This window comes from Psychrobacter sp. KCTC 72983 (assembly GCF_014280455.1).
Classification (GTDB): domain Bacteria; phylum Pseudomonadota; class Gammaproteobacteria; order Pseudomonadales; family Moraxellaceae; genus Psychrobacter; species Psychrobacter pacificensis.
On sequence record NZ_CP060390.1, the window covers coordinates 1,391,587 to 1,415,452 of the forward strand.

A 23,866-nucleotide genomic window follows, 5' to 3' on the forward strand; every position below is an offset into this window, starting at 1 on the left:
AGTGTACCATCGATGCAATATGAGCTATCAAACCTTAAAAAACCCCGTGACCGCGCGGCTTGAGATCAAAAAATCTGAGTTTATCGCTCATGCCTATCCTGTCAGCTCGCGTGAGCAAGCGATGTTTCACGTGGAACAGCTGCGCGAGCAATATCCTGATGCGCGCCATTGGTGCTGGGCCTATATCATCGGCGACCCTGACAACACCACCAGCGCAGGCTTTGATGACGATGGCGAGCCGAGTGGTACCGCAGGGCGACCAATATTAAATGTCTTGCAACATAAGTCCATCGGCAACGTGATCATCGTCGTCGTGCGTTACTTTGGCGGTATCAAGCTAGGTGCTGGCGGTCTCACTCGTGCCTATGCAGGCTCCGCCCAAGCAGCAGTCGATCAGATGATATTGCAACCTTACGTGCCGATGACGCAAGTGCAAATACTAGCGGACTTTGCGACTGAAGCTCAGTGTCGCTATGTGGTTGAGAGCTTGAAAGGTGGTGTTGATGATGTCGCTTATAGTAAGCAAGTTACTTTGACTGTAACTATCGCAGAGGCCGATATTGAGACCTTAAAAACTGAACTAGCGATTGCAGGTAGAGTGATAGAACCTACAGATTAGTATGTTTTAAAGAAGTAAACTGAGCTTAATTACATAATACAGTAATCACCTGTTCACTGAACCGTTCACCGAAAGCTGTTGGAAGCTTGCTGCGAGCTTAGTATGATGACAAATTCGTTAAATTAACGATTTATAGACTTAGTCTTATAAAATTGTTTTGTTTCACTTGAAACTAGCTATCTAAATTATACTCATATTTTCTATTTATACTTTTATTTTACAACTGTAGAAATCCTACTATGACAACCTTTACCTATAACCCCTTTAAACCGCCCTTTTGGCTGACCAATCCACACTTGCAAAGCATCTTGCCCAAGTTTTTTGCGCCAAAAGCACCAACTTATCGCCGCGAAGTCGAAAAAGACTCTTTGGATGAAAGCGATATTGCTTACGATTTTTATGATGCGCATCCTATAGAACATTCAGAAAATTCAGAAAATGGTGAACTTGAACAAACGCCATTAATCGTTTTGTTCCACGGTATGGAAGGCAGTAGCGATAGCCATTATGCCCGCGCTCTGGCTTATCAGATGCACGCGCAAGGGTGGCACTTTGTGGTCGCCCATTTTCGTAGTTGTGGTGGTATTCCAGCTAGTGGACGGGTGTTTTATAATGCAGGTGATACGGGCGAAGTGCACTACATGCTGCAAAACCTAAGCGAAAAATACGCCAATATCTATGCAGTCGGTGTCTCTTTAGGTGGCAATGCACTGGCAAAATATATGGGCGAATACGGCGAGAAAGCGCTCTGCAAAGGCGCGGCTGTTATCTCCGCCCCTGTTGATATGTCATCAGCGGCGCTGAGTATGCATAGCTTTTTAAGTCATCGTATTTATACGCCTTATTTGCTCAACCCAATTATCAAAAAAGCCTTAGCCAATGACATTACTCAAGAGGAGATCGACTCTATCAAAGCGGTCAATCGTATCAGCGACTTTGATGATATCTTTACCGCGCCGCGTCATGGCTACCGCTCTAACAACGACTACTATCATAGCGCCTCAGCCCTGCCCTACTTACGCGATGTCAAAAAACCCTTATTGTTGATTAGCGCCAAAGACGATCCCTTTTTGGGTTTTACCGCCACCGCGAACGATGTCTCCGACTGCGTCACTATTATCGATACGAAGCACGGTGGACATATCGGCTATTTGCGTTATCGCTCAGATAAAGGTCGAGCAAAAAATAATACTAATGGCAAATCTTCAAAATTTGATATTAACTGGATACCCGAAACGGTGAGTGCTTACTTCAATTGGATTGGGGTCGAGTCACATAAAAAATAGGCCTAAGTAGCCCTGACAATAGCTCCTAATTTAACGACTTTTAATGCTGTTCTTTAAACCTTCGAGACGACTTTATGTACCCATTTATCCGTTATGCCAGCACCATCGCTCATGCCGCCTTAAAAGTAAAAAAGGGCGATACCTTAACTCTAAAAGAGACCAGCGAGATTCAGTTTCGCTGTCGCCTGACGGATATCGATAATTTCTTAGAGATGAATAACGGTCGCGTATTCACGCTGTATGATTTGGGGCGTATGGATTTTGCGGTGCGTAGCGGACTTGGCACGCAGCTGCTAAAACAGCGTTGGGGTCTGGTCATCGCTGGCAGTACCATCCAATATCGCAAGCGTATTCGTGCCTTTGACAAAGTCACGCTAAAAACTAAAATCGTCGGTATCGATGCGCGCTGGCTCTATATTGAACAATCCATGTGGGTCAAAGGCAAACCTTGCTCCTCTGCGCTACTGCGTACGGGCGTGACCAAAGGTGGACGGGTGATCGATACTGCGCAAGTACTGGCCGCATTGGGCAAGTCTGACTGGGACCTACCGCCAACTGGCTATGTCGCCGAATGGATCGAGAGCGATCGTGATCGTCCATGGCCACCGCAGGACTAGGATTGAGTAAGGATACTTATGAAATTTCGATATGCACGGCACACCAATAATTTGGACACCCTTATTGATTTTTATCAGAATATTATTGGACTAGAAAAGCTGGGCGGCTTCAAAGACCATAATGGTTACGATGGTGTTTTTTTAGGATTTCCCGATCAGGATTGGCATATGGAGTTTACCTATTCCGCTGATAAAGCAAACCATCATCCTGACAGGGATGATTTGATCGTGTTTTACTTAGACAACGAAGAAGAAATCCAAACCATTATAGATAGAGCAAAACAGGCAGATATACTACCAATCACCTCACAAAATCCTTATTGGAATGAAAACGGCATCGAGTTGACTGATCCAGATGGATTCGGCGTCATACTAACGATAAGTCCGTTGAAGTAAAAAGCTAGAGTCAGTCTGTTTAGGGCGTGTCATTGGAATTTGCCGATTAGCGGTGATGATATGGTTAAGCTGCTGATGAGTGCGAAAGTATTGTTGCAGTTGAATTAATAGCAAAAGTTAAGAAGTAAAGTTATAAAAATGTGTCAATTTTCTTAGTCATCTTTTGGGTAGCTTGGATGATTGGCTCTTTTTTTGTGTAAAAATTCAGTATATAGATTATTTATAATAAGCTTTTATGGCACACTAAGGGAGAGATGGTCATAACTTTCTATTTACATTAGGCCTCTTGCAAAAGTACCAATTTAATAAACTTTATCAACGAGGCGGTAGGGGCTAGCGACGACTTATGCAAGAGGTCTATTTGAAAAGATTAGGACATAATACAGCTACATTCACTTATTTAAAATAATATCTATGGAAGTCATAAGTAATGAAATACCAACTAGTAGAATTTAGAATCAGAAACTATCGCTCAATAAGTGACATTAAGCTGAAAATAGATAATGACAATCTAACAGTTATATGTGGTTCAAATAATGTAGGCAAAACTAACTTCTTGAGAGCTTTAAACTTATTTTTCAATCCGAAAATTGATAACTTTGATGCAGATAGGGATGTCCCGTACCATATCGTGGAGGGGTCAAGAGGTGCTGGATACAAAACAGTGCTAACAGGTAGATTTATTGAAAATAAATCTTCTGAGGTTTTGGAAATAAAACAATCTTTTAGTGAGAAAAAGGGTATAAAGGAGGTAGTTCTCGAAGGGAAGAAAGGTAGAAAATCGTTATCCAAACTAGAAATAGAAGATTTTTTAAATAGTAATTTCAGCTTTTTCTTCATTGAGGCAAGTAATATAGATATACCCAAGCTAATTTCAGAGATTGTCAATGATGCTATCTTACCTTTAGGTATGGATAAGAGAAGAGGCCAAACTCAGAAAGACTCTCTTGAAAAATTAAATCAGTTTATAGATTTATCAAAGAGTGCTGTAAAAAATATTGAAAACGACTTAACTAGTATTTTCCAAAACCTATTAAAGGAGGTTGACTCGATAGATTCTGATAATTGGAAGCTTCAAATTAAATTCCCAGAATATGACTTTCTTAGAGAAGCTATTTCTAAAATTATCGAATTCACTTTATACGATACCAATGAACGGAAACTGGAAACTAAAGGGAGTGGAATTCAAAGAATTATCTTATTGTCTTTAATACAGTATGTCAATTCAAGAACTAAAAAGGATGTTATTTGGGCAATAGATGAACCTGAAATTTTCCTACAAGCAGGTTTGCAGAAAAGCCTATACTCAAGGCTATTAGAAGAGTCTAAAGATAGTCAAATATTAATAACTACTCACTCTCATTTTTTCATAAATACACAGAACCTCAAAAACACCTTCTTATTTGAAGGTACTAAGGAATTGAAAGAGTATGCTAGAAAAGAAGGTTTTTTATTTTATAAGCTAAATACGATGGTATACGAAGGATCTGATTTTGAAAAATCTCAAAGAATCAAACAAAATTTTGGTATAAGTAAAAATGATTCATGGGAAGTAATGCCGTTTAATGTTCTAGTAGAAGGACAGGAAGATAAAGACATACTTACCTTTTTGTTTAAAAAATTCAACTTACCTATTCCGAACATCCTAATTGGAGGTGGTGTTACCAAATATCCCGGTTATCTAAGATTCTTAGAAGAATTTTGCTCTGATTTAGAATATAAACCAAAAATAGTTGCAATATTTGATCGTGATAGTGAAGGCAGGAGCATTTTTAATTCTTTAAGAGGTAGGCATTATAAAGATATAGATTTGAACTGTAGGTATATCATTCGAGCCGATGGTAAAGAGTATAATGATATTGAGCTTGAAGATTTTATCTACCCAGATATTTTATATGATGCAACGAATAAAATATTAAGAAGAAAAAAATATAAAGCTATAAAAAAATCTGACAGACTCAAGAGAACTTCTAGGGCGTATAACAAAAGTCCTATATTAGATTTTATTACAGATATTACTAAGCAAAATAATCCTGAAAAAAGCAGTATTAATTTTACTCAAGAAGGTATGAAGATGATTTTAACTAATACTTGCTGTCAAATATAGTCAGTTCAAAATAAAATTGTTATGGTTAGGACAAACATCATAAAACAACTTGGATAAGTCGTTTTCCAACCAGCCTTGGCGTAGAAACTTTACTTGTGCCCATTTCTTTTCAATAGGGTTCAAATCAGGGCTGTACGGTGGCAGCCATAGAATACGATGACCATGCCTATTCAGTAGCTTTTGAATGCGCTTCTTCTTATGAAATCGAGCGTTATCCATCACAATCACGCATTTGGTTTTAAGACTTGGGATTAGGGTTTGTTTGCACCAGTTGTAGAATATGCTGCTGTTAATGTTGTGCTTAAAGTAATCTAGTGCAAACAGCATCTTTTCATAGAGAGCACCGATAACGTTGGTTCGCTTTTTACCTTGCCAGTTGTAGCTATCGATACAGGGTTTACCAATCGGTGCATAACCATGAGAGCGAATGGTTTCAGCCTCAAAGCCGCTTTCGTCCATATATACAATGGGGTAGCCTTGCTGCTTAAAGTGCTCAAGCTTATTCTGATACGCCGCTCTTTTGATTGGACAGGCTTTTGGATGTTCTAAAGTCTTTTTTTTGACTGATGCCTAGGCGCTTTAGGGCATGATGAATGCCTGTTTTACTACAGTTTAGACGACGAGCTCGCTCATACTGGTAATCATCGGGATACTCTTTGACATCATTAAGTAGCACATCATCTGGTATTTTATAGGGCTTGGTTTGCCTGGTTGTTTTACTATGAACACGCCGCTTCCAGTTCTGTATGGTGGTTGGGCTCAGATTATAAGACTCAGCCGCCTCGGCAAAGGTCATACCCTCGTCTAAGCTTTTTAGTACCTGTTTGCGAAAATCTAGTGAGTAAGTCATGGTCTTTATAATAACAATTGGATTTGATAATTAATTTATAACACTTTTAGGTGGAATTGACTATAATTGAACAATCTGATATTAACGAAATGAATGTTGAATACCCTGAAGTATTATTTTTCTTAAAAAATATACTTGAAGTTTCTTAGACTTTAGAATTAATCTTTATATAGTTATCTCAAATGCAAAAGCATGACCAAAACCCACCACCCTATTCATCAACTAAATAAACACTATCCAACACGCGCACCGCCTACCTCTGCTACAGTAAGTCATGCAAATATCCTAATAAAAAGGAGCCATTCATGAGCTTACTCAATACGCTTAACCTCACCTACCCCATCGTCCAAGCACCAATGGCAGGAGCGACTACGCCTGAGCTGGCGCTGACAGTGAGTGATTTTGGTGGGCTTGGCTCATTGGGTGCTGGCACCACATCGCCTGAGGTGTTAAACGAGCAAATCAATACCATCAAATCGCGCACCGACCGTCCTTTTATGATTAATTTAATGGTGTTGTCTGAGCATGAGTCTAATACCTTTACTAGCGACATCCCTGCTTGGTTAGACGAATATTATCAAAAAAACCAGATAGACACCTCATTGCCTGAGCGACCAGCGCTTAGGTTTGCAGACCAGTTACAAGTGCTCTATGACAACCCCGTGCCTGTCGCTAGCTTTACCTTTGGTATTATCAGTGCCGAGCAAGTGCAGCACTTACAGAGTCTAGGCACACGTGTCGTCGGTACGGCCAATCATCCTCACGAGGCAAAAGCATGGGCGGATATTGGCGCGGACGCCGTCTGCGTACAAGGCGTCGAAGCGGGCGGCCATCGCGGTGGCTGGCTGCCACAAAGCGCAAATGACCCCATGGGGCTGCTGACATTGATTGGTCAAACGCGCGCTTGCACGGATATTCCAATGATCGCCGCGGGCGGCATCATGACGGGACAGGATATTAAGGCAGTACAAGCGGCAGGTGCTGAGCTTGCGCAAATGGGAACGGCGTTTTTGACCACAGATCAATGCGGTATTAATGATACGTATAAACAAGCGCTTATTGATGCCAGTCAAGGGTTACGCAGTACTGAGACGCGCTTAACCAGATTGTTCTCAGGTAAGCTTGCACGTGGATTATTAAACAACTATTTGCGTGATTTTGCTCAGTTTGAGTGTGCAGATACGCTACCGCCCTACCCGCAACTCAATGCCATGACCAAGTTTATGCGGGCGGATGCAGCCAAGCGTTTGGACGCCGAGCATCTGTCGTTATGGGCAGGGCAAGGCGTCACGTTAGTCAAAAACGAAAGTACAGACGCCTTACTGACACGATTAATAAAAGGTTTGTGAATTACTGACCCTTCAGCGTTGCACGAAACCCTTCATAGTCATCAGCCGTTTGCTCTACTGCCTCTATCATCGGCACATGACCGATATCTTCCATCATAATGACTTGCGCTTGCGGGATGATGTCTTTGATCACATTGACCGTTTCAGGTTTGATGACTTGATCTTTATCACCCCAAACCACGAGCGTTGGAATATGATAGTTCGCGATGATTTGAGCGCGCTCCTCGACACTATCAGTGACGATTTGCTCAAGGATTTTGGCGTCCAACTCCTTATTATTGATACGCTCTTGCGCGAATACCGCTTTGACTGACTTGGGCAAATAAGGCGGCTTATACATGACAAAATCGTACATCTTGTAGAAGTCTTCTTTGCTATTGATCAGCAATGGGTTGTTCTCAAGGGTTGCGCCCTCAAGCGATTTTGGCACGCCTGCTGACCAAAACCCTGCGCTATCGACAAGCCACAGACTTTTGACGTCTTTTGGGTACTGTGCAGCATACGCGACACTGATCGCGCCGCCCATCGAGTTACCGCCGATGTGAATATTGCTTGCCAATCCTTTAGCTTGCAACAGCTCATGTAAGCGCGTGGCCTGTGCCTGTGAGCGATAGTCTGCGCTCATAGGTTTGCTCGATTCACCAAAACCCAGCAGATCAGGAATGATCAGATGATAGTCCTCTAACTCATCAGCGATACGGGTGAAGTTGTCTTTATTACCACCAAAACCGTGAATAAGGAGTAAGGGCTCGCCTGTTAGGTTGGCGTTTTCGGCATAAACTAACTTGTCGCCAGAAGTTAGCGTAAATGATTTGACATCCAGATCAGACTTATTGCGCTCATATTGGATAATTTTTTGGGTAGTGTTAACGGCAAGCGTATTGGGCGCTGTGGTACAGCCTACGATAGAGAGACTAAATAGTGCGGCAAGGCCTAAGCGTTTAAATAGCATAAAGACATCCTTGTTTAGAATTAAGGTGGAAACAAAATCTGACTTTGATTTTAGCGCTAAACTTGTGCCTAGATTTTTTAATTTATAACTTTCTAGTCAAACCCTTATTTCTTATGCCTATAAACAAGACTATCGTTAGCTCTTGTTTACCTTTCTAGCCAAGATAGCTTAAGCATTGTCATTTATAATAGGAGCGCTTTATAGCAGTAGTGGTTATAACTACAACCCTAAGCTCACTATCTATTCTCAATTAAACCCAACTGACACTCATCAAAGCCCAATCAAAGTGGCATATAAGGATGCACCTTAAGCGACACGAGTACGCCCTCTAATAAATCGCGTGACCTTACCAAAGGGTCTATCGCCAAAACCATGCTGCTATTTGCCCTACCAACGACACCATGGAGACGGTTACCGCTGCGCCGTATCGTCAAAGTGCACAAAAAGGTTCATGATAGCCATTAACCAACTTACGATAAAGGCTAAACGGTCGCAGCAGGCTTTATGCTATCTTTGCAGTATTTAGCCGACTGCCTTATCCACTAAAAACCTTACCGCAGCTCGCGCATGGATAGCGGTGGTATCAAACACAGGGATGGGGCTGTCAGCTTGCTTAATCAGCATGCCAATCTCAGTACAGCCCAAGATCGCGCCCTCGCAGCCTGCATCAGCTAACTGCTCAATGATCCTTTGATAATATTCTCTTGAGCTATCCAATAACTGCCCTTGGCACAGCTCCTCATAGATAATTCGGTGCACCTCTACCCTTGCGTCTTCTTGAGGTATCACCATTTGCAAACCGCTATCTGTCAGACGCTGCTTATAAAAATCTTGGGTCATCGTAAACTGCGTATCCAATAGCGCTATTTTCCTATTTATCGTTTAGTCTTACTTATCATAGATTATCGTAGCAAAAGTTGCTCTCTAGAAGAGCGCATTATCTAGAGATATTGTTTTTCTCAAGATAAAAAGATGGTTATGAATCTATAGCAAACCTGACGATTGATAATAACGATTTTACCAGTCCGTCATCACGGAGTATCATGAGCACTGCTATCACTTGTAGGATAATCGAAACTATGGCCAACTTCCCCACCATCAGAATACGCACCCGCCGCAAATACTATCGCCTGATCTTTACTGGTCTTATGGCGATGATGATGTCACTCATCATCTCAACCGTATTATTGCTTATAAAGGTGGGCTATATTGACGGTTTTTTTACCGAGCTGATGCACTCGTGGGGATTGGTCTTTATCGTGGCGTGGCCCAGCGCGTATTTTTGTGCTTATATGGTGCAGGAGCACATCCTTAGTCGCATTGAGTTTTATTAAGCCGCTATTTTATTAAGCCTCTATTCTATATAGTCAATCTCTTTCCATATAGCGCCGTGTCATTGACGGCTCAAGCACTATGTCTGTACATGATCAGTATGGCGACTGCTCATCTTTATCAAATGCAGCAATCCATATCTATGCTGTCAAGACAATGACTGAGCATTTAATCCACCTGAAACAAAACCATACATAACGTTATCATCTATTTACTAGACGACCAGTCTATTGTTATCTATAGTATGATCCATACTGATTATATTTAAACCAGATCACACAGTACGATAGCTACACCATAACCATAATGTGATGGTGTGATGGTCTGGGACCCACACACATAATAACAAATAATTGATTAAGGATAATTTATGCGCGTTGCTACTTATGATCACTTTGGCAAACCTTCCGACGTACTGAGCGTGGGCGAGCGTCCTATGCCGCAGCCTGCTGCCAACGAAGTACGTATCAAAACCATCCTTTCCCCCATTCATAACCACGACATGCTAACGGTCAGCGGGCAATACGGCTACAAGCCAGAAATGCCAGCGGTTGGCGGTAGTGAAGCGTTAGGAATTATTGATGCGGTCGGTGATGAGGTCACAGACTTAAGCATCGGTCAGCGCGTGGCCTGTGCCAGTGTGCACGAAACGTGGGCAGAGTATTTTGTCGCCCCTGCCACTATGGTGTTTGTCATCCCTGATAGCATCGAAGACGAACTGGCCGCGCAGCTGATTGCTATGCCATTATCCGCCTTGATGCTTCTTGAATTCCTAGAAGTAGATAGTGGACAATGGATCATCCATAATGCGGCTAATGGTGCTGTTGGTAAAACACTAGCCATGCTGGCAGCGGCACGCGGTGTGAACACCATTAATCTCGTGCGTAGCAAAGACTCGTTAGAAGAGCTGACCGCGCTAGATATCAAAAACAATGTCGTCACTACTGATGATGACTGGCAAGACCAAGTCCGCGCTATCATCGGTGAGGACAAGATCACCGCTGCTGTGGACTCCGTCGGTGGCGAATCAAGCAATGAGCTGCTATCGCTACTCGGTAGCAACGGCACGTTGGTCTCGTTTGGTATTATGTCAGGTAAACCAATGCAACTAGACGCTGGCAGCCTGATCTTTAAGCAAGCTATCGTCAAAGGCTTCTGGGGCAGCAAAACTAGCCAAGAAATGGATCTGGACAACAAACAGCGTCTGATTGATGAACTACTAGAGCGCGCGACCAACGGCAATCTAAAATTACCAATTGAAGCGGTTTATGGGCTTGATGAGATTACCAAAGCCGTCTCAGGTGATGTGCAATCTGGCAAAAAAGGTAAGGTACTATTAAAACCTTAGTAACTTTAAAGTATTGTCAAAACTATAATTTACACACTAACCTTTCAACGACTATTATCATCAGAGGTAGCATAAAATAACAAGAAGCCCGTTTGTATTTATCCTAAAGTACAGTGGGATTTTTTTGCTTTAATGGCTTTGCAGTCATGAGATAATGAAGCATGCGATAGTTAAGCCATGACTCATGAACATAAACAATAAAACGTAATAGGGATATCACTATGTCAAACGAGAAAACGTTTAAAGCCTTAGTCGTTGAAGAAACTAACGACGGTGAATTCAAAAAAAGCATTCACGAGCGCAAAGTCAGTGACTTACCAGAGAATGACTTGCTCATCGAAGTGCATTATTCATCATTGAACTACAAAGATGCCATGTCAGCCACGGGCAATAAAAGAATCACCAGAAACTATCCGCATACCCCTGGTATTGACGCGGCAGGTGTCGTCGTCAGTGACAAATCAGGCACGTTTAGCGCAGGGCAAGAAGTGTTGGTATTCGGCTATGATCTCGGCATGGACACCGCAGGCGGGCTTGGCCAGATAATCTCGATACCCGCTGATTGGGCGATAGAATGTCCAAAATCATTAACATTAAAAGAAGCAATGATTTATGGTACTGGCGGCCTAACCGCAGCCTTAAGCGTGCAAAAGCTTGAGAAAATGGGCGCAAAACCTGAAGACGGACCAGTCGCCGTCACGGGCGCAACGGGCGGCGTCGGTAGTATCAGTATCGCTATATTAAGTCAATTGGGCTACGAGGTTATCGCCTTCTCAGGTAAGCCTGAACAAAGCGATTATCTAAAAAATCTTGGCGCAAGCGAAGTCCGTCATCGCGATACGATCAATGAAATCGGTAGCAAACCTATCGGCCGTGAGCTGTGGGCCAATGCCATTGATACACTCGGTGGCGATTATCTAGCTAATTTGCTCAAGCAAACCAAAGCGGGCGGCGCAGTGACCAGTTGCGGCCTAGCGGGCGGTGCGGAGTTTTCGATGACGGTCATGCCATTTATCACCAGAGCAGTGTCATTATTGGGTGTCGACTCGGTACTTATCCCCCTTGAGGACAAAAAAGCGATTTGGCAGCGCGTTTCAACCGATATGAAATTGCCTGACCTTGAGGGTTATGCTGAAGAAATTACCCTTGAGCAAACGCCTGAATACTTAGATCGCTTTATTTCGAGTAAGGTGGTTGGGCGTTATGTGGTGAATGTGCGGGGTTAGGTTATTGGTTTAGAGAAATGAGTTTTTAGATGATGGCAGTGCTCTTTCGGGGTGCTGCTTTTTTTTGGAATTCTCAATTGTTTTCCAAAAATTACACAACTAATTACACATAGTGTGTATTATATAATAACTTTAAATAGACTTATCAGCTTACTGAGAGTTCAACATGTGTGACTATAAAAAGTTATCAAATCAACCTTTGGTCTTTGTATTAGCAGAATTTAGATTTTCTCCTATACTAGGTATAAAGGAATACATACCTAAGATTCAAGATGCTTTGAGAAATAAGCTACCAATTCTAAGGAACACTGAGACCCAAGAAATTACGGTGTCGCCTAACGGTATAAGCTTAGAGGCTCAAGCCAACTGGGAGTTTATCTCTAAAAATAGTCATACCGCAGCTTCGGTTAACCAGAATCGTTTATTGTTTATGACTAGTGAATATGAACGCTTTAATGGATTTGAAGAGAACTGTGATTTCTTATTACAAACTATTATAGATGTTATTAACCCAAGCCTCTGTTTAGGTCTTGGCTTACGTTATAGCGATACCATTTTTAACATTGAAGGCAAAGGCTCAATAGAAGATTTTGTTCAGCCTAGACTATACAACAACGATGATTTAAAACTGTCAGGGAGCTTACTAAGACAGACTAATGAAACTTTATGGAGAACCACAGAAGGGGCTATTTTTATTCGTTCGATATACGGTGAGGATAAAGTTTTAGTTTGGCCTGATGCAGAGAATTTACCCATTGCAATAGAAAAATCTTCTGATAAGCCTGTCAAAAGACTACTATTGGATATCGACCATGTATGGAATGCTCAGGAAGAAGAGTCCGGTCCACTAGATTTTAATAAAGGATTAATACTTAGTAAGCTATCACACATGCATAAAATCAGTCGAAAAGCATTTTGGAATGTAACAACAGAACAAGCCAAGGAGGCATGGAAATGAGACAAAACAGTTATGGAGCAAATAGCTGGATAAATAAGAACATTACTACCGCTTTTATAGGCGCTTCTATTCTTGCCACTACTCCAGCCTATGCTTTTAAGAAATCAACCAGTTACGATAACAGTCGTTATATAATTGACAAAATGAGCCAAGCAAGCGGATCAAGTATTAATGTTAAGTACAATACTCGCCAGTCTCAGCTTTCGACAATAAAAGAGTATTTTGATTTGAGTGATGAAGAGCTTGCTAAGCTTGTTGGTGTCTCAAGAAAAACACTGTACAACTGGGAGAAGCAAGGGATTAGTAAAGAAAAAGATAGACAAAGAGTGTTTGAGTTAAGCGTTATCGCAGAAGACTGGAGTTATAACAAGCTTCCTACTGATAAAGAAAAGCTGTTTACCCCTATCCTAGGTTCTACTAGCGTGATGCAAATGTTAACAGACGAAAAGCTTGATAGAGAAAAAATAATTTTTGCAGGTCGACGTCTTGCTCATCAATCACTGACGCCTGAATTAGGTTTAATTTAGAGGTTTAAATGCAGCGTATACTCGAAGCATTAGGATGGCGACAAGGCAGCTTTGTCAAACCTGAAACAGTTGCAAAGCTAATAGGTGATATAGATAGTACGTTCACTATATCTGCTAACAACTTGTTGGTTGTTGCCTCGCAATCATGCGACGTTGCCTCCTCGCAAGAAGAATACATCGAGCTCTCTATTGTCCGGCCTTTATCAGCTGAAGCGTTTAATAAACAGTATAGCCATAATCGTCATCCTAGAATATTGCATATAGAAGCCAACTCAAACAGCTCTGATGAGAAGGTTATTTTAGAGCTAAAAGCTCACGAAAAAATTCAAATAAAAAAGTCACTTCTTGAAGAATTTAAACCTGATTCTTCAATTAACTTTTTAGAAGGGAACCTAAATCAGTATATTGATTGGCTAGCTGGTCGTTATAAAAGACCAGCATTACCTACTAAATTCGATCAGCTAATCGCGTCTTCTGATAAAAAAGGTAAAAGAAAAAAGATTGCTAAGCGAGCTAATGAATATCTAACTGGTATATATGTTGATATTTATCCAAATCGAGATATTAAGGATGAAGAAACTTATTCAGTTAATTTGTTAGGTATAGCTTCTAATGATCAGTCTATTGCTTCTGCTACTGATGCACTTAATGAATATGCCGATATATTAAAAGATGCAGGAATGGACGTCTCTGTTCCTAAAGTAGGCACTGAATTTAAAATTTCTGTAGGTACTTTACGCCAATATCAACGTATCGATTTTGACTATCTTTCGTACGAAGAAAATAACCCTATACCACCTGATACAGGAATTTAGACAAAAAACACCCAACCAAGTTGAGTGTTTTTTATTTCAGCTAAATACTGAGTAGAGATTATTCCCACTCAATCGTCGCCGGCGGCTTGCTCGACACATCATACGTCACGCGTGAGACCTCAGCGATTTCATTCATGATGCGATTCGATACTGTCTCAATCAAATCATACGGTAGATGGGCAAAGCGCGCGGTCATAAAGTCCACCGTCTCAACGGCACGTAGCGCAATCACCCACGCATAGCGGCGGCCATCACCGACCACGCCAACTGATTTGATTGGTTGGAATACCGCAAAGGCTTGCGCGGTTTTGTCATACCAGCCAGAGCGCTCCAGCTCCTGCATAAAGATAGCATCTGCCAAACGCAAGACATCAGCGTATTCTTTTTTCACTTCGCCAAGGATTCGTACGCCTAGACCTGGCCCTGGGAATGGATGACGGTAAATCATCTTCTCTGGTAGACCAAGGGTGATACCAAGTTTACGCACTTCATCTTTAAATAGATCGCGTAACGGCTCAACCAATTCAAACGCCAAGTCATCTGGCAAACCGCCAACGTTATGATGGCTCTTAATGACGTGTGCTTTACCTTGATGTGACTTAGCAGATTCGATCACGTCTGGGTAAATCGTACCCTGTGCTAAGAACTCAACAACTTTACCATCGCTCTGCTCGCTCACTTGACGCGCACTATCAGCGAATACGTCGATGAAGGTTTTACCAATGATTTTACGCTTTTTCTCTGGGTCGCTCTCGCCAGCCAGCGCGGTTAAGAAGCGCTCTTCGGCATCGACGCGGACGACTTTGACGCCCATGTTTTCTGCAAAAACTTGCATGACCTGATCGCCTTCATGCAGACGCAAGAGACCATTATCCACAAACACACAAGTCAGCTGATCGCCAATGGCTTTGTGCAGTAGTGCTGCAACGACTGAGCTGTCCACGCCGCCCGATAGTCCGAGCAATACTTGCTTGTCACCGATTTGCTCTTTGAGCTGTGCAATACGCATATCAGCGATATTGTCTGGCGTCCACTCACCAGCACAATCGCAAATCTGATGGACAAAACGACCTAGCAGCGCTTGACCTTGTAGGGTGTGCGTCACTTCTGGGTGGAACTGTAGACCGTAGTATTTCTTGTCATCATTAGCCATAATCGCAATCGGGCAGCTTGGCGTACTAGCAACGATGTCAAAGCCTTCAGGCGCTTTGATGACTTTATCACCATGACTCATCCAAACGTTTAGCTTGGCAGCCGCGCCGTCAGTCTTGCTGTCTTCGATACCGTCAGTCAGCTGCGAGTGACCATTTACTTCGATGGTCGCCGCACCAAACTCATGAATATCACTGGCATGAACTTGCCCGCCGAAGCGATCTGCCATCGCCTGCATACCGTAGCAAATGCCAAGTACTGGTACACCGAGCTCAAACACCGCGTCATTGATACGCGGGCTATTGTCCGCATGCACACTCTCAGGGCCACCCGATAAGATGACGCCTTTTGCGCCAAAATCGATGATACGCTGAGTGTCGATGTCATAAGGGAACATCTCACAAAATACCCCAGAATCGCGCACACGGCGGGCGATTAACTGACTGTATTGCGAGCCAAAATCGAGGATTAAAATGCGGTCTTGCTTGATAGTTGGCGTCGATGATGCGGTCGTCATAAGGTGAGTATCCATCAATAAAAAATTGGTGCCCTATTTTAACAAGTTTAGCGCCATGAATGGCGGTTGATATGCGGTTTATTCTTAACTATTTTTTTCAAGCGTTGACGCACTCAACATAAGGACATGACTAAGACAGATTTTTGACGCCTATCGCTATAAACCTTTTATAAAACCTTATTTTATAGGTGTGTATCTCTATATTTTCGATGCTTCACTAAATTTCTTAAGTTAATGACTGAAAAACTTACGTAACATTACGAGATAGTGCAGAAACTAACACTTAATAATCAATATGTTACCAAGCTTTGTATTACTATGAATTTGTTCTCTCAAGCGCCAATTAAATATTTCATTAAAACCAAAGCGCTATTTGCTGCCCCTGTTTCCAACGTCCACAGCTCGATAACGATAAGAATAAAAGATTATGACTCCTTTAACGTCTGCGTCTCGTATGATGCACGGTGTGCAAGATACAGTTTTTGCGCCCGTATCATCTCAGTCGACTACTGCCACGATTGCCTTTAGCTTCCAGCTAATGACACGAGCGGAGCCACCTGAGATTGTGATTGCAACCATTAAGTCGTTATTGGCTGTCAAACAGGCAGTGGATGAAATCTTAATTATTGATAATAACCATACGGATAAATCTCTTTATCAACCACTGGCCGCCTTTTGTGAATCGCTAGATGCCGCGCTCAACGTGCGCTTTTATCATATTGATGAGATTGCAGGCTACAAAGCGGGTGCACTTAACTTGGCGCTGGCGTGGATGGACAGACGCTGTAGTCATATCGTGGTGGTGGATAGCGATTATGAAGCATTGCCGCATGCCCGTGAGGCGATGGTACAAGCCATTAACGACTATCCTGAGCACACACTATTACAGTTTCCGCAGTTTTATCGCAGCGCCCATCTTGAGGACATTCACAGCGAGCTGAATCATTACTTTAACCATCACCTATATCAGCCGCGCAATCGTATACGCGCCTTATCGACAGGCACCTATGCGGTCATTCGCCGTCGTGATTTGCAGCAGCTGGGCGGCTGGTCGGGCGCATCAATCACCGAAGACGCGCAGATGGGGGTGCTCATGCATCAGCATGATATGCGTAGCGCCTTTATTCCTACAGTGATTGCAACGGGACTGCTGCCCGCAACCTTGTGTGATTTATTGGCACAGCGTCAGCGCTGGGTATATGGCAATATGCAGATTTTTTGTCGCTATCTTGCCGCGCCATTGTTACGTCGTCTGCATCCGACGTATGCCGCGAGTATGGCGACAACCAAACACAGCAAAGCTGAGCAGCGCCGCTATCAGCGCGCGCACTTGTCGCAGCTTAGTGCATGGGTCAACGGCACAGGGATTTTAATCCTGCTTCAGCTTATCACGGTGATGGTAATGGCGTTTGCATTAATGGTGGGCCATGACAGCACATGGGCGTTACCGATTTTGGCTGTCATCTATGCAGGTTACGGCGTATTTTTACTGCGCCGTTTATGGGCGTATTTGCACGACCAAGCGCCACTCACCCAGCAAATGCAGCGCGGCTATCGACATTCTATTCCTAAACGCTTACGTACATGGCTGATGCATTTAAACTTTTGGGAAGTGGGTGCGCTGTGCTGGTTGCCTGTATTGTGGGGACGGCAAAAGCCCTTTGTGTGTACCCCAAAAATCGCTCCTGATGCCACGCAATCAGCGCTAAAGCACGCCAATAGCCGTGCCTTACCCAAATTACTATTGATGTTAAATGCGCTCACTGCCCTGTTGGTATCACCGCTGTCTGCGGCTTATTCCCCGATATTATTCGCCTGCGCGCTCACCGTCTTTGGTTTAAAACTCATTGCCGCAAGACTTGCTTTAGCCAATTACAGCGCGGCCAGTGAGGCCGAGTACCTGCATTCTTTACCAGAACCATCAGCACCTTTTCCCTTATTAAATACAGAATATGTAAAACCACTAAACAGTCAAAAAATGCCCTTTATCGAGACGACTGATCGCGTACAAGATAAGCAGACCATTAACTTTTAACCTTTATTTTACTTTTTATTTTGCGCACATTTTTATCCTGACTTTTACCTTTATTTTCAATAACAACAACCATAACAGCGGCGGCCATAACGATGATGAATAAACGCCGCCATAGGAAATATTATGCCCCCTTTATCTTTACCCACTGCTTCTGTCACGCCGCAGAAGCGACCCTTGCGCATTGCTATCATTGCGCATTCTTTATACCCGATTGCTGAGCCTTACGCAGGCGGGCTTGAGATGATTACCCATCTGATTTGTGACAAGTTGGTTGCGGCGGGGCACGAGGTGCTGCTTTACGCACATGCTGACAGTCAGACAGACGCGACCCTTGTACCGCTATTGTCGCGTCAAGCATTTGAGGCGATGGTCTATCCAAACGAGCATGAGTCGGTGGCGATGGGGCGCGAGGAGATGTATCAGTACCTCGCTTATCAACATGCGCTACGCGATATTATCGAGCGTGACGGACGCGGCGAGATTGATGTGGTACACAATCACAGCTTGCACCACATTCCGATGATGATGGGTCAGGTCTTTGGCAAGCGCTTTTTTACCACTTTTCATACGCCGATTTTTCCGCAGCTGCGCTTGGCATTATTGACCCTACAACTGGGCACCGATACGCAATTTACCGCGATTAGTACCTATCAGCAAAAACTGTTTGCCGAATTTGTGCCATCTAAAGTGGTGTATAACGGTATTGATGTGGACTCTTTTGACGCGCAGCTAACACCTATCGATGACGAAGTGTATCTGTGGTACGGACGTATTTGTCCTGAAAAAGGCACGCATTTGGCAATGCAATATTGCTTGGCGGCGGGCAAACGCCTGATTATCGCAGGCCCCAAAAGCAATGCGCAGTATTTTGAGCAATCTGTCGCGCCGTTATTACTCCAAGACAAGCAGCAAGGCAGCGATTTGCTCGACTATGTCGGTCACAAAACCAAAGCAGAGATTAACCGCTACTTGAGTCAAGCGACGGCGATGCTGTTTACCAGCACGTGGGATGAGCCGTATGGGCTGATATTGGCAGAGAGTCTCGCCTGCGGCACGCCTGTGATTGGCTTTGATGTGGGTGCGTGCGCGGAGATTGTCACGTCTGAAACGGGCATTGTGGTCGCTAAAGAAGACAAAGCCGCCTTTATCAAAGCCTTTGATAATATCAAAACCATCTCACGGGCGGCGTGCCGTGCGCGTGCCAAGTTATTTTGTGCCGATACCACGATGGTCGATGGCTATTTAGACTTGTATTATCAGACGCTGGCGCCAGAACAACAATCGCTATCCACAGCGCAAAAGCCCAGTGCTGCCACGCCCAAACATTTACCTTCGATGCCACCACCACAAGCGACGCCAAGTCTCGACACCTTGCCACAGCACGCCGAGGGTTAAGGGATGCGCATCGGCTATTACGCCCATCATCACGGCTCGGGGCATTGTCGGCAGGCGGACAAGCTGGCGGCACTGCTGCCTGAACCTGTGCGCGCGCAGTTCACGGTTTTTACCAGCGTGTCTGCGGCGGATTATAGCTTTAGCAATATTAGGGAAGCGCAAGTTATCCGTCTCGCGCCTGAAGATGAGCGCGCAGACGATGTGCTCAAAGGGCGTGCGGGACAATACTGGCAGCCTGAGAGCTTACACTATTCCCCTGTCGGCAGTCGCGACATTCAAGCGCGCAGCTATCAGTTGATACAGGCACTAGACGCGCGGCAGATTGATCTGATGATCATCGATGTCAGTGCTGAGATTGCTATGCTGTGTCGCACGATCAGCATGCCCTATCTGTACGTGCGTCTGACTGGCGTGCGGGACGATACGCCGCACGTAGAGGCTTTTAAAGGGGCGCTGGCAATGCTCGCACCGTATCCGCGCGCCCTTGAGGCGATAGACATGCCTGCATGGATGCCAAAGAAAAGCCTATATTTGGACTTTATCGGTACAGCGCCCAGTACGGATTTAACCCGTTCCGAGTTTTTGACATTACTCAATGAATTAAAAAATGATGCTACGCCGTATCGTGAAGGCGCGCCTATTATCACGGTGATAAAAGGCTATGGCGGACACCAAGCCATCGATGCGCGCCTGCCCAGGCTACGCGAATTGCTACCCAATGCCTTTATCATCTCGCTCGGTCCTATTAGTGATAACATGCGCCACTTGGTCGATATTGCCACGCAGGTCAAAGACGTGCGCCCGTTTATCATTCATAGTGATGCCTTGTTTATGGCGTGCGGGCTAAACAGCATCGCGCAGGTCTATTACGAGCAGACGCCCATTATCGTACAGCCTGACGCGCGCCCGCATGACGAGCAAGTTGCCACCGCCAATGCCTTGATTGCGCAAGGTCGGGCGCTCAGCTGGGATGACTTTTGTAAAACGGTGCAAAACAATAACGGGCAGCTGCCTACGCCGACAGCCATTACGCAGACAGCGCCTGACTCGGACACCTCAGCTGCCGCATTGATGCATAGCTTTGGCGACTATAGCGATACCAAGGCATGGTTTAATGAGTGGCTGTTGCCCAAACTTGCGCTGCGTCCCGAATAATCATCTTTTAATAATAAGAAAAACTAAGCCTATGATGCATCACGACAAAGCCTCCCCGAAGCGACCGACCGCGCCTGTGAGCGTCATCACTACCTGCTATGGGCGTAACACGCACTTATACAATCTGCTTGCCGCCCTTGCCAACAGCAGTACGCCACCTGCCGAAGTCATCATCGTCAATGACGACGCCGACCCCAAGCGCCTAAACGAATACGCGCTGAACATCGTACAGATTCCGACCACGAAAGATGGCAACGATAAGCAAGCGCGCTTTGATATCGGGCACAATCGCAATATCGGCGCCACGCACGCGAGCTTCGATGCGCTGATATTCTTAGATGTCGATTGTCTGGTTGCGGCGGACAGCATCGCTGGACTGTATAGCAAGCTCACGGCGCATCCTAACGCGCTGCTGATGGGGCAGCCCAAATATCTGACGCGCCCGCTGTCAGCCGCCGAGTCAGCAGCGCTGTCAGCTGGGATGCTAAATAATGCCGCGCTAGATGCGCTCTCCGTATACAACCCTTATCGTCCCAACTTTGCGCCCACAGACTCACTCGCGCCCGCCGCGATGACGCAGACCGAGGACTTCGGGGCGTTTTGGAGCTTGTGCTTTGCCATCACGCGCCAGCAGTTTGATGCGCTTGGGGGCTTTGACACCGCTTATGTCGGCTACGGCGCGGAGGACACTGACTTTGCGTTTCGCGCACGCGCGTGCGGCATGCCGTTTTATCTGACTGCCGAAATCGTCTACCATCAGCAGCACAGCGTCTGCCGTCCGCCGCTAAATCACTTGGACAGTATCGTTATCAATGCCAATCGCTTTTATGATCAGTGGCAACATTGGGCAATGGCAGGCTGGCTGGGTGAGTTTGCTGAGCTCGGCTTGATTGAGTGGCAAGCGGCGCAGACAGCGCCGATTACGTTGCTGCGCGCACCTACAGAAAAAGAACTGGAAGCGTCGCATTGTCCTGATGCACCGTTTGTTTAGAGGTGGTTTTGTTGATGCGTGGCAGGTGAGCTTGCCGCAAAAGTGAAAGCGCCCAAACAGTACCTGCGCTCAAGCCCGCATGGTAAGCTATCTCCGATAGAGTAACTGTATAGATATTAAGGCTCAATGGTTATGACCGATTGAGCTTTGGGAAGTGGTTGAAAATTTAGACCATACTATTTTGTACAATTCAACATACATTCGCAGCTAGTTGTAGGAGAGTTGAAAAATTCCGAGGAAATGCACATCTTAAACTTTGTCCGAGTTTGCGACAAAGTAATTATAGTATTTTTGCGCCTCATCCTCTGAACCTAACGCAACGTCAATAAGCATTTGAAGACCCCATACTGGACCTGGAGTAACCTGCTCTAAATCTAGATCTTCAGGATAAGCATCTGGGTCTATTGCCATATCTAGGTTTACAAACCACCAAATCTCTATCTTTCTCAATAAACCGACCATTTCTTCAAAAGTTTCTGTGACATCAAAGTCAATCCCAGACGAAGCAAATGTTAACATTTCATGAGCTAAGGTGTTGCGGCACCTTTCGATATACTCAAATTTCTCTAAATCTTCATCATCAATGGCACCCATATCTCGTAGCCACGTTAAAGATGCATAGAGTCGGCTTCTATTCAAGACAAGCACCTTTTCTTTATACTCAGCGCTAACAATCATTCCATTTTCATCGAACCCATTAGTAAAAAAGCCTTTTATCTTTTCAACAATACTATTCTTGAGCATCTCGAAGCCCATCGAAAATATAGAGGCTGTAATGATATTTTTTTTAAGCGTCGTGGGGTGAAGTACACGCTCCCATGATGCTTTAACTTTTTCATCCATGTTTGATCTCGATTAATAGAATCAATAGTTTGCTTGTTTCACTAGGTCAGCAATAAGGCATTGCCCATTTTCTCAATAATGTCTTAATTCCCCAACCCCTCAAACGCCACCACCATCCGCGCCAAGCCCGCTTCTAACAGCATACGCGGACAGGCAACATTGATACGCATTTTTGAATGCCCCTCACTGCCATACTTATAGCCTGCGCTCAGCTCCACTTTCGCCGCACGTAAAATATCATAAAGCTGCTCGTCGTCTTGACTATATGCTGAGCAATCCAGCCAAATCAGATAGGACACTTCTGGTCGCATTACCTTGATATTGGGTAGATGTTCAGCGAAAAACTGCAAGGTAAACTCAATATTGTCCTCAATATAGGCAAGCAGCTGTGCCAACCATTCACCGCCGTCACGATAGGCGCTGTGCATCGCGGCATAGGCGAACATGTTGAGCTCATACTCATCGTTTAGATGCTGCTGGGCGTCAATTTTTTCTATCAGTGCGGCATCCTTAGAAAAAATCAGCGAGCCTTTAATCCCCGCAATATTAAAGGTCTTGGTCATTGAGGTCAGACTGACCACCTTATGCTCATAGCCTTGTGCCAGCGTTAAAAACGGTGTAAAGGTATGCTCGCGCAAGGTCAAATCCTGATGAATCTCATCACTGACAATCGCTACATCATGCTTTTTGCAAATCGTCAGTAGCGCCTCAAGCTCCTCTCTCATCCATACGCGCCCGCCCGGATTGTGCGGATTGCAGACTAAATATAGCTTCACATCATGATCGATAATCTTGGCTTCGATATCAGCTAAATTTAAGTGATATTTACCCTCGCTCTCTTGTAACGATGAGGTGATGAGCGTGCGACCATTTTGCTCAACCTTACTCATAAAGGGCGTGTACACAGGATCATTGACCAGCACCGCATCCCCTACCTCGGTAAAGACGTTCATCATCAGCGCTAAGCTTGGCACGACACCCGGGGAAAACAAAATATTTTCTTTAGCAAGTGGTAACTCATAGCGACTGCCATGCCACTCGATAATGGCGTCATATAGCGCCTCAGTAGGTTTGGTATAGCCCAATATGCCATGCTGTACGGCTTGCTCAATCGCGTTTAAGATAGGCGGTGCGGCCTTAAAATCCATATCCGCCACCCACAGCGGAATCGTATCATCGCTATAGTGCCATTTAAGCGATCCCGTACCACGTCTATCGATGACTTCATCAAAGTTATACAACACCCGCATTCCCCTTCATTTAAAATAATGGTTCAGGGTACAACAGGAATGGCGTCATCAACAATCGCTTTATGCAGGATATATAAAGCCGCTATCTGATTATCAACATCACGCCTATCTCGTCCCTTTTAAAACCTGTTACTATTGGCTAATAG

Annotated in this window: 23 protein-coding genes; 16 read left to right on the forward strand and 7 right to left on the reverse strand. The window is 44.4% G+C overall.

Annotated features, from left to right (window positions below; translation table 11 throughout):
* Positions 1-19: 19 nt before the first annotated feature.
* The 5 genes from PSBA01_RS05960 (at position 20) to PSBA01_RS05980 (ending at position 5,025) form a co-directional block, all read left to right on the forward strand.
* The gene (locus tag PSBA01_RS05960) at positions 20-619 is read left to right on the forward strand and encodes a YigZ family protein (RefSeq protein WP_093071295.1); all 600 of its coding nucleotides are present in this window, start codon (positions 20-22) and stop codon (positions 617-619) included.
* Positions 620-858: 239 nt separating this feature from the next.
* Positions 859-1,905: a YheT family hydrolase gene (locus tag PSBA01_RS05965; protein WP_186475327.1), complete on the forward strand. Its 1,047-nt coding sequence runs from the start codon at positions 859-861 to the stop codon at positions 1,903-1,905.
* Between the two features lie 74 nt (positions 1,906-1,979).
* Positions 1,980-2,522 (forward strand): acyl-CoA thioesterase, encoded by a 543-nt coding sequence (locus PSBA01_RS05970; RefSeq protein WP_093071293.1) that lies wholly within the window; start codon positions 1,980-1,982, stop codon positions 2,520-2,522.
* A gap of 18 nt (positions 2,523-2,540) precedes the next feature.
* Positions 2,541-2,918: a VOC family protein gene (locus PSBA01_RS05975; RefSeq protein ID WP_093071292.1), complete on the forward strand. Its 378-nt coding sequence runs from the start codon at positions 2,541-2,543 to the stop codon at positions 2,916-2,918.
* Between the two features lie 430 nt (positions 2,919-3,348).
* Positions 3,349-5,025, forward strand: coding sequence for an ATP-dependent nuclease (locus PSBA01_RS05980; RefSeq protein ID WP_186475328.1), 1,677 nt, complete (start codon positions 3,349-3,351; stop codon positions 5,023-5,025).
* Here the strand turns inward: PSBA01_RS05980 and PSBA01_RS05985 are convergent, their stop codons facing one another.
* Complete coding sequence (locus PSBA01_RS05985) at positions 5,026-5,550, reverse strand: IS630 family transposase (RefSeq protein ID WP_186475459.1); 525 nt, start codon at positions 5,548-5,550, stop codon at positions 5,026-5,028.
* Positions 5,525-5,875, reverse strand: coding sequence for an IS630 transposase-related protein (locus PSBA01_RS05990; protein WP_186474644.1), 351 nt, complete (start codon positions 5,873-5,875; stop codon positions 5,525-5,527). The genes PSBA01_RS05985 and PSBA01_RS05990 overlap by 26 nt, the downstream gene beginning before the upstream one ends.
* Positions 5,876-6,180: 305 nt before the next feature.
* Here PSBA01_RS05990 and PSBA01_RS05995 point away from each other — a divergent pair, with 305 nt between their 5' ends.
* The gene (locus tag PSBA01_RS05995; protein WP_186475329.1) at positions 6,181-7,224 is read left to right on the forward strand and encodes an NAD(P)H-dependent flavin oxidoreductase; all 1,044 of its coding nucleotides are present in this window, start codon (positions 6,181-6,183) and stop codon (positions 7,222-7,224) included.
* Position 7,225: 1 nt separating this feature from the next.
* Here PSBA01_RS05995 and PSBA01_RS06000 read toward each other — a convergent pair whose 3' ends face one another.
* Both PSBA01_RS06000 and PSBA01_RS06005 read right to left on the reverse strand, forming a co-directional pair.
* Positions 7,226-8,176, reverse strand: coding sequence for an alpha/beta hydrolase (locus PSBA01_RS06000; protein ID WP_093070199.1), 951 nt, complete (start codon positions 8,174-8,176; stop codon positions 7,226-7,228).
* A gap of 522 nt (positions 8,177-8,698) precedes the next feature.
* Positions 8,699-9,016: an aspartate/glutamate racemase family protein gene (locus PSBA01_RS06005; RefSeq protein ID WP_093070354.1), complete on the reverse strand. Its 318-nt coding sequence runs from the start codon at positions 9,014-9,016 to the stop codon at positions 8,699-8,701.
* A 203-nt stretch (positions 9,017-9,219) separates the two neighbouring features.
* Here PSBA01_RS06005 and PSBA01_RS06010 point away from each other — a divergent pair, with 203 nt between their 5' ends.
* From PSBA01_RS06010 to PSBA01_RS06035, 6 genes are all read left to right on the forward strand, one after another.
* Positions 9,220-9,510 (forward strand): DUF2798 domain-containing protein, encoded by a 291-nt coding sequence (locus tag PSBA01_RS06010; protein ID WP_228724654.1) that lies wholly within the window; start codon positions 9,220-9,222, stop codon positions 9,508-9,510.
* A 368-nt stretch (positions 9,511-9,878) separates the two neighbouring features.
* Complete coding sequence (locus PSBA01_RS06015; protein ID WP_093070201.1) at positions 9,879-10,856, forward strand: zinc-binding dehydrogenase; 978 nt, start codon at positions 9,879-9,881, stop codon at positions 10,854-10,856.
* A gap of 221 nt (positions 10,857-11,077) precedes the next feature.
* On the forward strand, positions 11,078-12,082 hold the full coding sequence (locus PSBA01_RS06020; RefSeq protein ID WP_093070203.1) for a YhdH/YhfP family quinone oxidoreductase: 1,005 nt from the start codon (positions 11,078-11,080) through the stop codon (positions 12,080-12,082).
* A gap of 166 nt (positions 12,083-12,248) precedes the next feature.
* Entirely contained in the window at positions 12,249-13,040 is a 792-nt protein-coding gene (locus tag PSBA01_RS06025) for a TIGR04255 family protein (protein WP_093070204.1), read from the forward strand.
* Complete coding sequence (locus PSBA01_RS06030; RefSeq protein ID WP_093070207.1) at positions 13,037-13,567, forward strand: hypothetical protein; 531 nt, start codon at positions 13,037-13,039, stop codon at positions 13,565-13,567. Before PSBA01_RS06025 ends, PSBA01_RS06030 begins: the two co-directional genes overlap by 4 nt.
* Positions 13,568-13,575: 8 nt before the next feature.
* Positions 13,576-14,382, forward strand: coding sequence for a hypothetical protein (locus PSBA01_RS06035; protein WP_186475330.1), 807 nt, complete (start codon positions 13,576-13,578; stop codon positions 14,380-14,382).
* A 58-nt stretch (positions 14,383-14,440) separates the two neighbouring features.
* Here the strand turns inward: PSBA01_RS06035 and guaA are convergent, their stop codons facing one another.
* Positions 14,441-16,051: a glutamine-hydrolyzing GMP synthase gene (gene guaA / locus PSBA01_RS06040; protein WP_093070211.1), complete on the reverse strand. Its 1,611-nt coding sequence runs from the start codon at positions 16,049-16,051 to the stop codon at positions 14,441-14,443.
* A 427-nt stretch (positions 16,052-16,478) separates the two neighbouring features.
* Between guaA and PSBA01_RS06045 the strand changes: the two genes are divergently transcribed.
* From PSBA01_RS06045 to PSBA01_RS06060, 4 genes are all read left to right on the forward strand, one after another.
* Positions 16,479-18,086 (forward strand): glycosyltransferase family 2 protein, encoded by a 1,608-nt coding sequence (locus PSBA01_RS06045; RefSeq protein ID WP_186475331.1) that lies wholly within the window; start codon positions 16,479-16,481, stop codon positions 18,084-18,086.
* 123 nt (positions 18,087-18,209) lie between these two features.
* The gene (locus PSBA01_RS06050; protein ID WP_186475332.1) at positions 18,210-19,481 is read left to right on the forward strand and encodes a glycosyltransferase; all 1,272 of its coding nucleotides are present in this window, start codon (positions 18,210-18,212) and stop codon (positions 19,479-19,481) included.
* A 3-nt stretch (positions 19,482-19,484) separates the two neighbouring features.
* Positions 19,485-20,636, forward strand: a complete 1,152-nt coding sequence (locus PSBA01_RS06055; RefSeq protein WP_186475333.1) for a hypothetical protein — start codon at positions 19,485-19,487, stop codon at positions 20,634-20,636.
* A 31-nt stretch (positions 20,637-20,667) separates the two neighbouring features.
* Positions 20,668-21,627 (forward strand): glycosyltransferase family 2 protein, encoded by a 960-nt coding sequence (locus PSBA01_RS06060; RefSeq protein WP_186475334.1) that lies wholly within the window; start codon positions 20,668-20,670, stop codon positions 21,625-21,627.
* 249 nt (positions 21,628-21,876) lie between these two features.
* Here the strand turns inward: PSBA01_RS06060 and PSBA01_RS06065 are convergent, their stop codons facing one another.
* Together PSBA01_RS06065 and PSBA01_RS06070 are read right to left on the reverse strand one after the other, a co-directional pair.
* Positions 21,877-22,470, reverse strand: a complete 594-nt coding sequence (locus PSBA01_RS06065; RefSeq protein WP_093070221.1) for a hypothetical protein — start codon at positions 22,468-22,470, stop codon at positions 21,877-21,879.
* Between the two features lie 83 nt (positions 22,471-22,553).
* Positions 22,554-23,720, reverse strand: coding sequence for a MalY/PatB family protein (locus tag PSBA01_RS06070; RefSeq protein WP_093070223.1), 1,167 nt, complete (start codon positions 23,718-23,720; stop codon positions 22,554-22,556).
* Between the last annotated feature and the right edge of the window lie 146 nt (positions 23,721-23,866).

What these genes read in the sequence shown, in the direction of transcription:
- PSBA01_RS06015 (WP_093070201.1), top strand. Translation starts at nt 9,879, where the DNA reads ATGCGCGTTGCTACTTATGATCACTTTGGCAAACCTTCCGACGTACTG.
- PSBA01_RS06025 (WP_093070204.1), top strand. Translation starts at nt 12,249, where the DNA reads ATGTGTGACTATAAAAAGTTATCAAATCAACCTTTGGTCTTTGTATTA.
- PSBA01_RS05960 (WP_093071295.1), top strand. Translation starts at nt 20, where the DNA reads ATGAGCTATCAAACCTTAAAAAACCCCGTGACCGCGCGGCTTGAGATC.
- PSBA01_RS05980 (WP_186475328.1), top strand. Translation starts at nt 3,349, where the DNA reads ATGAAATACCAACTAGTAGAATTTAGAATCAGAAACTATCGCTCAATA.
- PSBA01_RS06045 (WP_186475331.1), top strand. Translation starts at nt 16,479, where the DNA reads ATGACTCCTTTAACGTCTGCGTCTCGTATGATGCACGGTGTGCAAGAT.
- PSBA01_RS06010 (WP_228724654.1), top strand. Translation starts at nt 9,220, where the DNA reads ATGAGCACTGCTATCACTTGTAGGATAATCGAAACTATGGCCAACTTC.
- PSBA01_RS05975 (WP_093071292.1), top strand. Translation starts at nt 2,541, where the DNA reads ATGAAATTTCGATATGCACGGCACACCAATAATTTGGACACCCTTATT.
- PSBA01_RS06065 (WP_093070221.1), bottom strand. Translation starts at nt 22,470, where the DNA reads ATGGATGAAAAAGTTAAAGCATCATGGGAGCGTGTACTTCACCCCACG.
- PSBA01_RS05990 (WP_186474644.1), bottom strand. Translation starts at nt 5,875, where the DNA reads ATGACTTACTCACTAGATTTTCGCAAACAGGTACTAAAAAGCTTAGAC.
- guaA (WP_093070211.1), bottom strand. Translation starts at nt 16,051, where the DNA reads ATGACGACCGCATCATCGACGCCAACTATCAAGCAAGACCGCATTTTA.
- PSBA01_RS06035 (WP_186475330.1), top strand. Translation starts at nt 13,576, where the DNA reads ATGCAGCGTATACTCGAAGCATTAGGATGGCGACAAGGCAGCTTTGTC.
- PSBA01_RS05995 (WP_186475329.1), top strand. Translation starts at nt 6,181, where the DNA reads ATGAGCTTACTCAATACGCTTAACCTCACCTACCCCATCGTCCAAGCA.
- PSBA01_RS06005 (WP_093070354.1), bottom strand. Translation starts at nt 9,016, where the DNA reads ATGACCCAAGATTTTTATAAGCAGCGTCTGACAGATAGCGGTTTGCAA.
- PSBA01_RS06055 (WP_186475333.1), top strand. Translation starts at nt 19,485, where the DNA reads ATGCGCATCGGCTATTACGCCCATCATCACGGCTCGGGGCATTGTCGG.
- PSBA01_RS06050 (WP_186475332.1), top strand. Translation starts at nt 18,210, where the DNA reads ATGCCCCCTTTATCTTTACCCACTGCTTCTGTCACGCCGCAGAAGCGA.
- PSBA01_RS06000 (WP_093070199.1), bottom strand. Translation starts at nt 8,176, where the DNA reads ATGCTATTTAAACGCTTAGGCCTTGCCGCACTATTTAGTCTCTCTATC.
- PSBA01_RS06060 (WP_186475334.1), top strand. Translation starts at nt 20,668, where the DNA reads ATGATGCATCACGACAAAGCCTCCCCGAAGCGACCGACCGCGCCTGTG.
- PSBA01_RS05970 (WP_093071293.1), top strand. Translation starts at nt 1,980, where the DNA reads ATGTACCCATTTATCCGTTATGCCAGCACCATCGCTCATGCCGCCTTA.
- PSBA01_RS06020 (WP_093070203.1), top strand. Translation starts at nt 11,078, where the DNA reads ATGTCAAACGAGAAAACGTTTAAAGCCTTAGTCGTTGAAGAAACTAAC.
- PSBA01_RS06030 (WP_093070207.1), top strand. Translation starts at nt 13,037, where the DNA reads ATGAGACAAAACAGTTATGGAGCAAATAGCTGGATAAATAAGAACATT.
- PSBA01_RS05965 (WP_186475327.1), top strand. Translation starts at nt 859, where the DNA reads ATGACAACCTTTACCTATAACCCCTTTAAACCGCCCTTTTGGCTGACC.
- PSBA01_RS06070 (WP_093070223.1), bottom strand. Translation starts at nt 23,720, where the DNA reads ATGCGGGTGTTGTATAACTTTGATGAAGTCATCGATAGACGTGGTACG.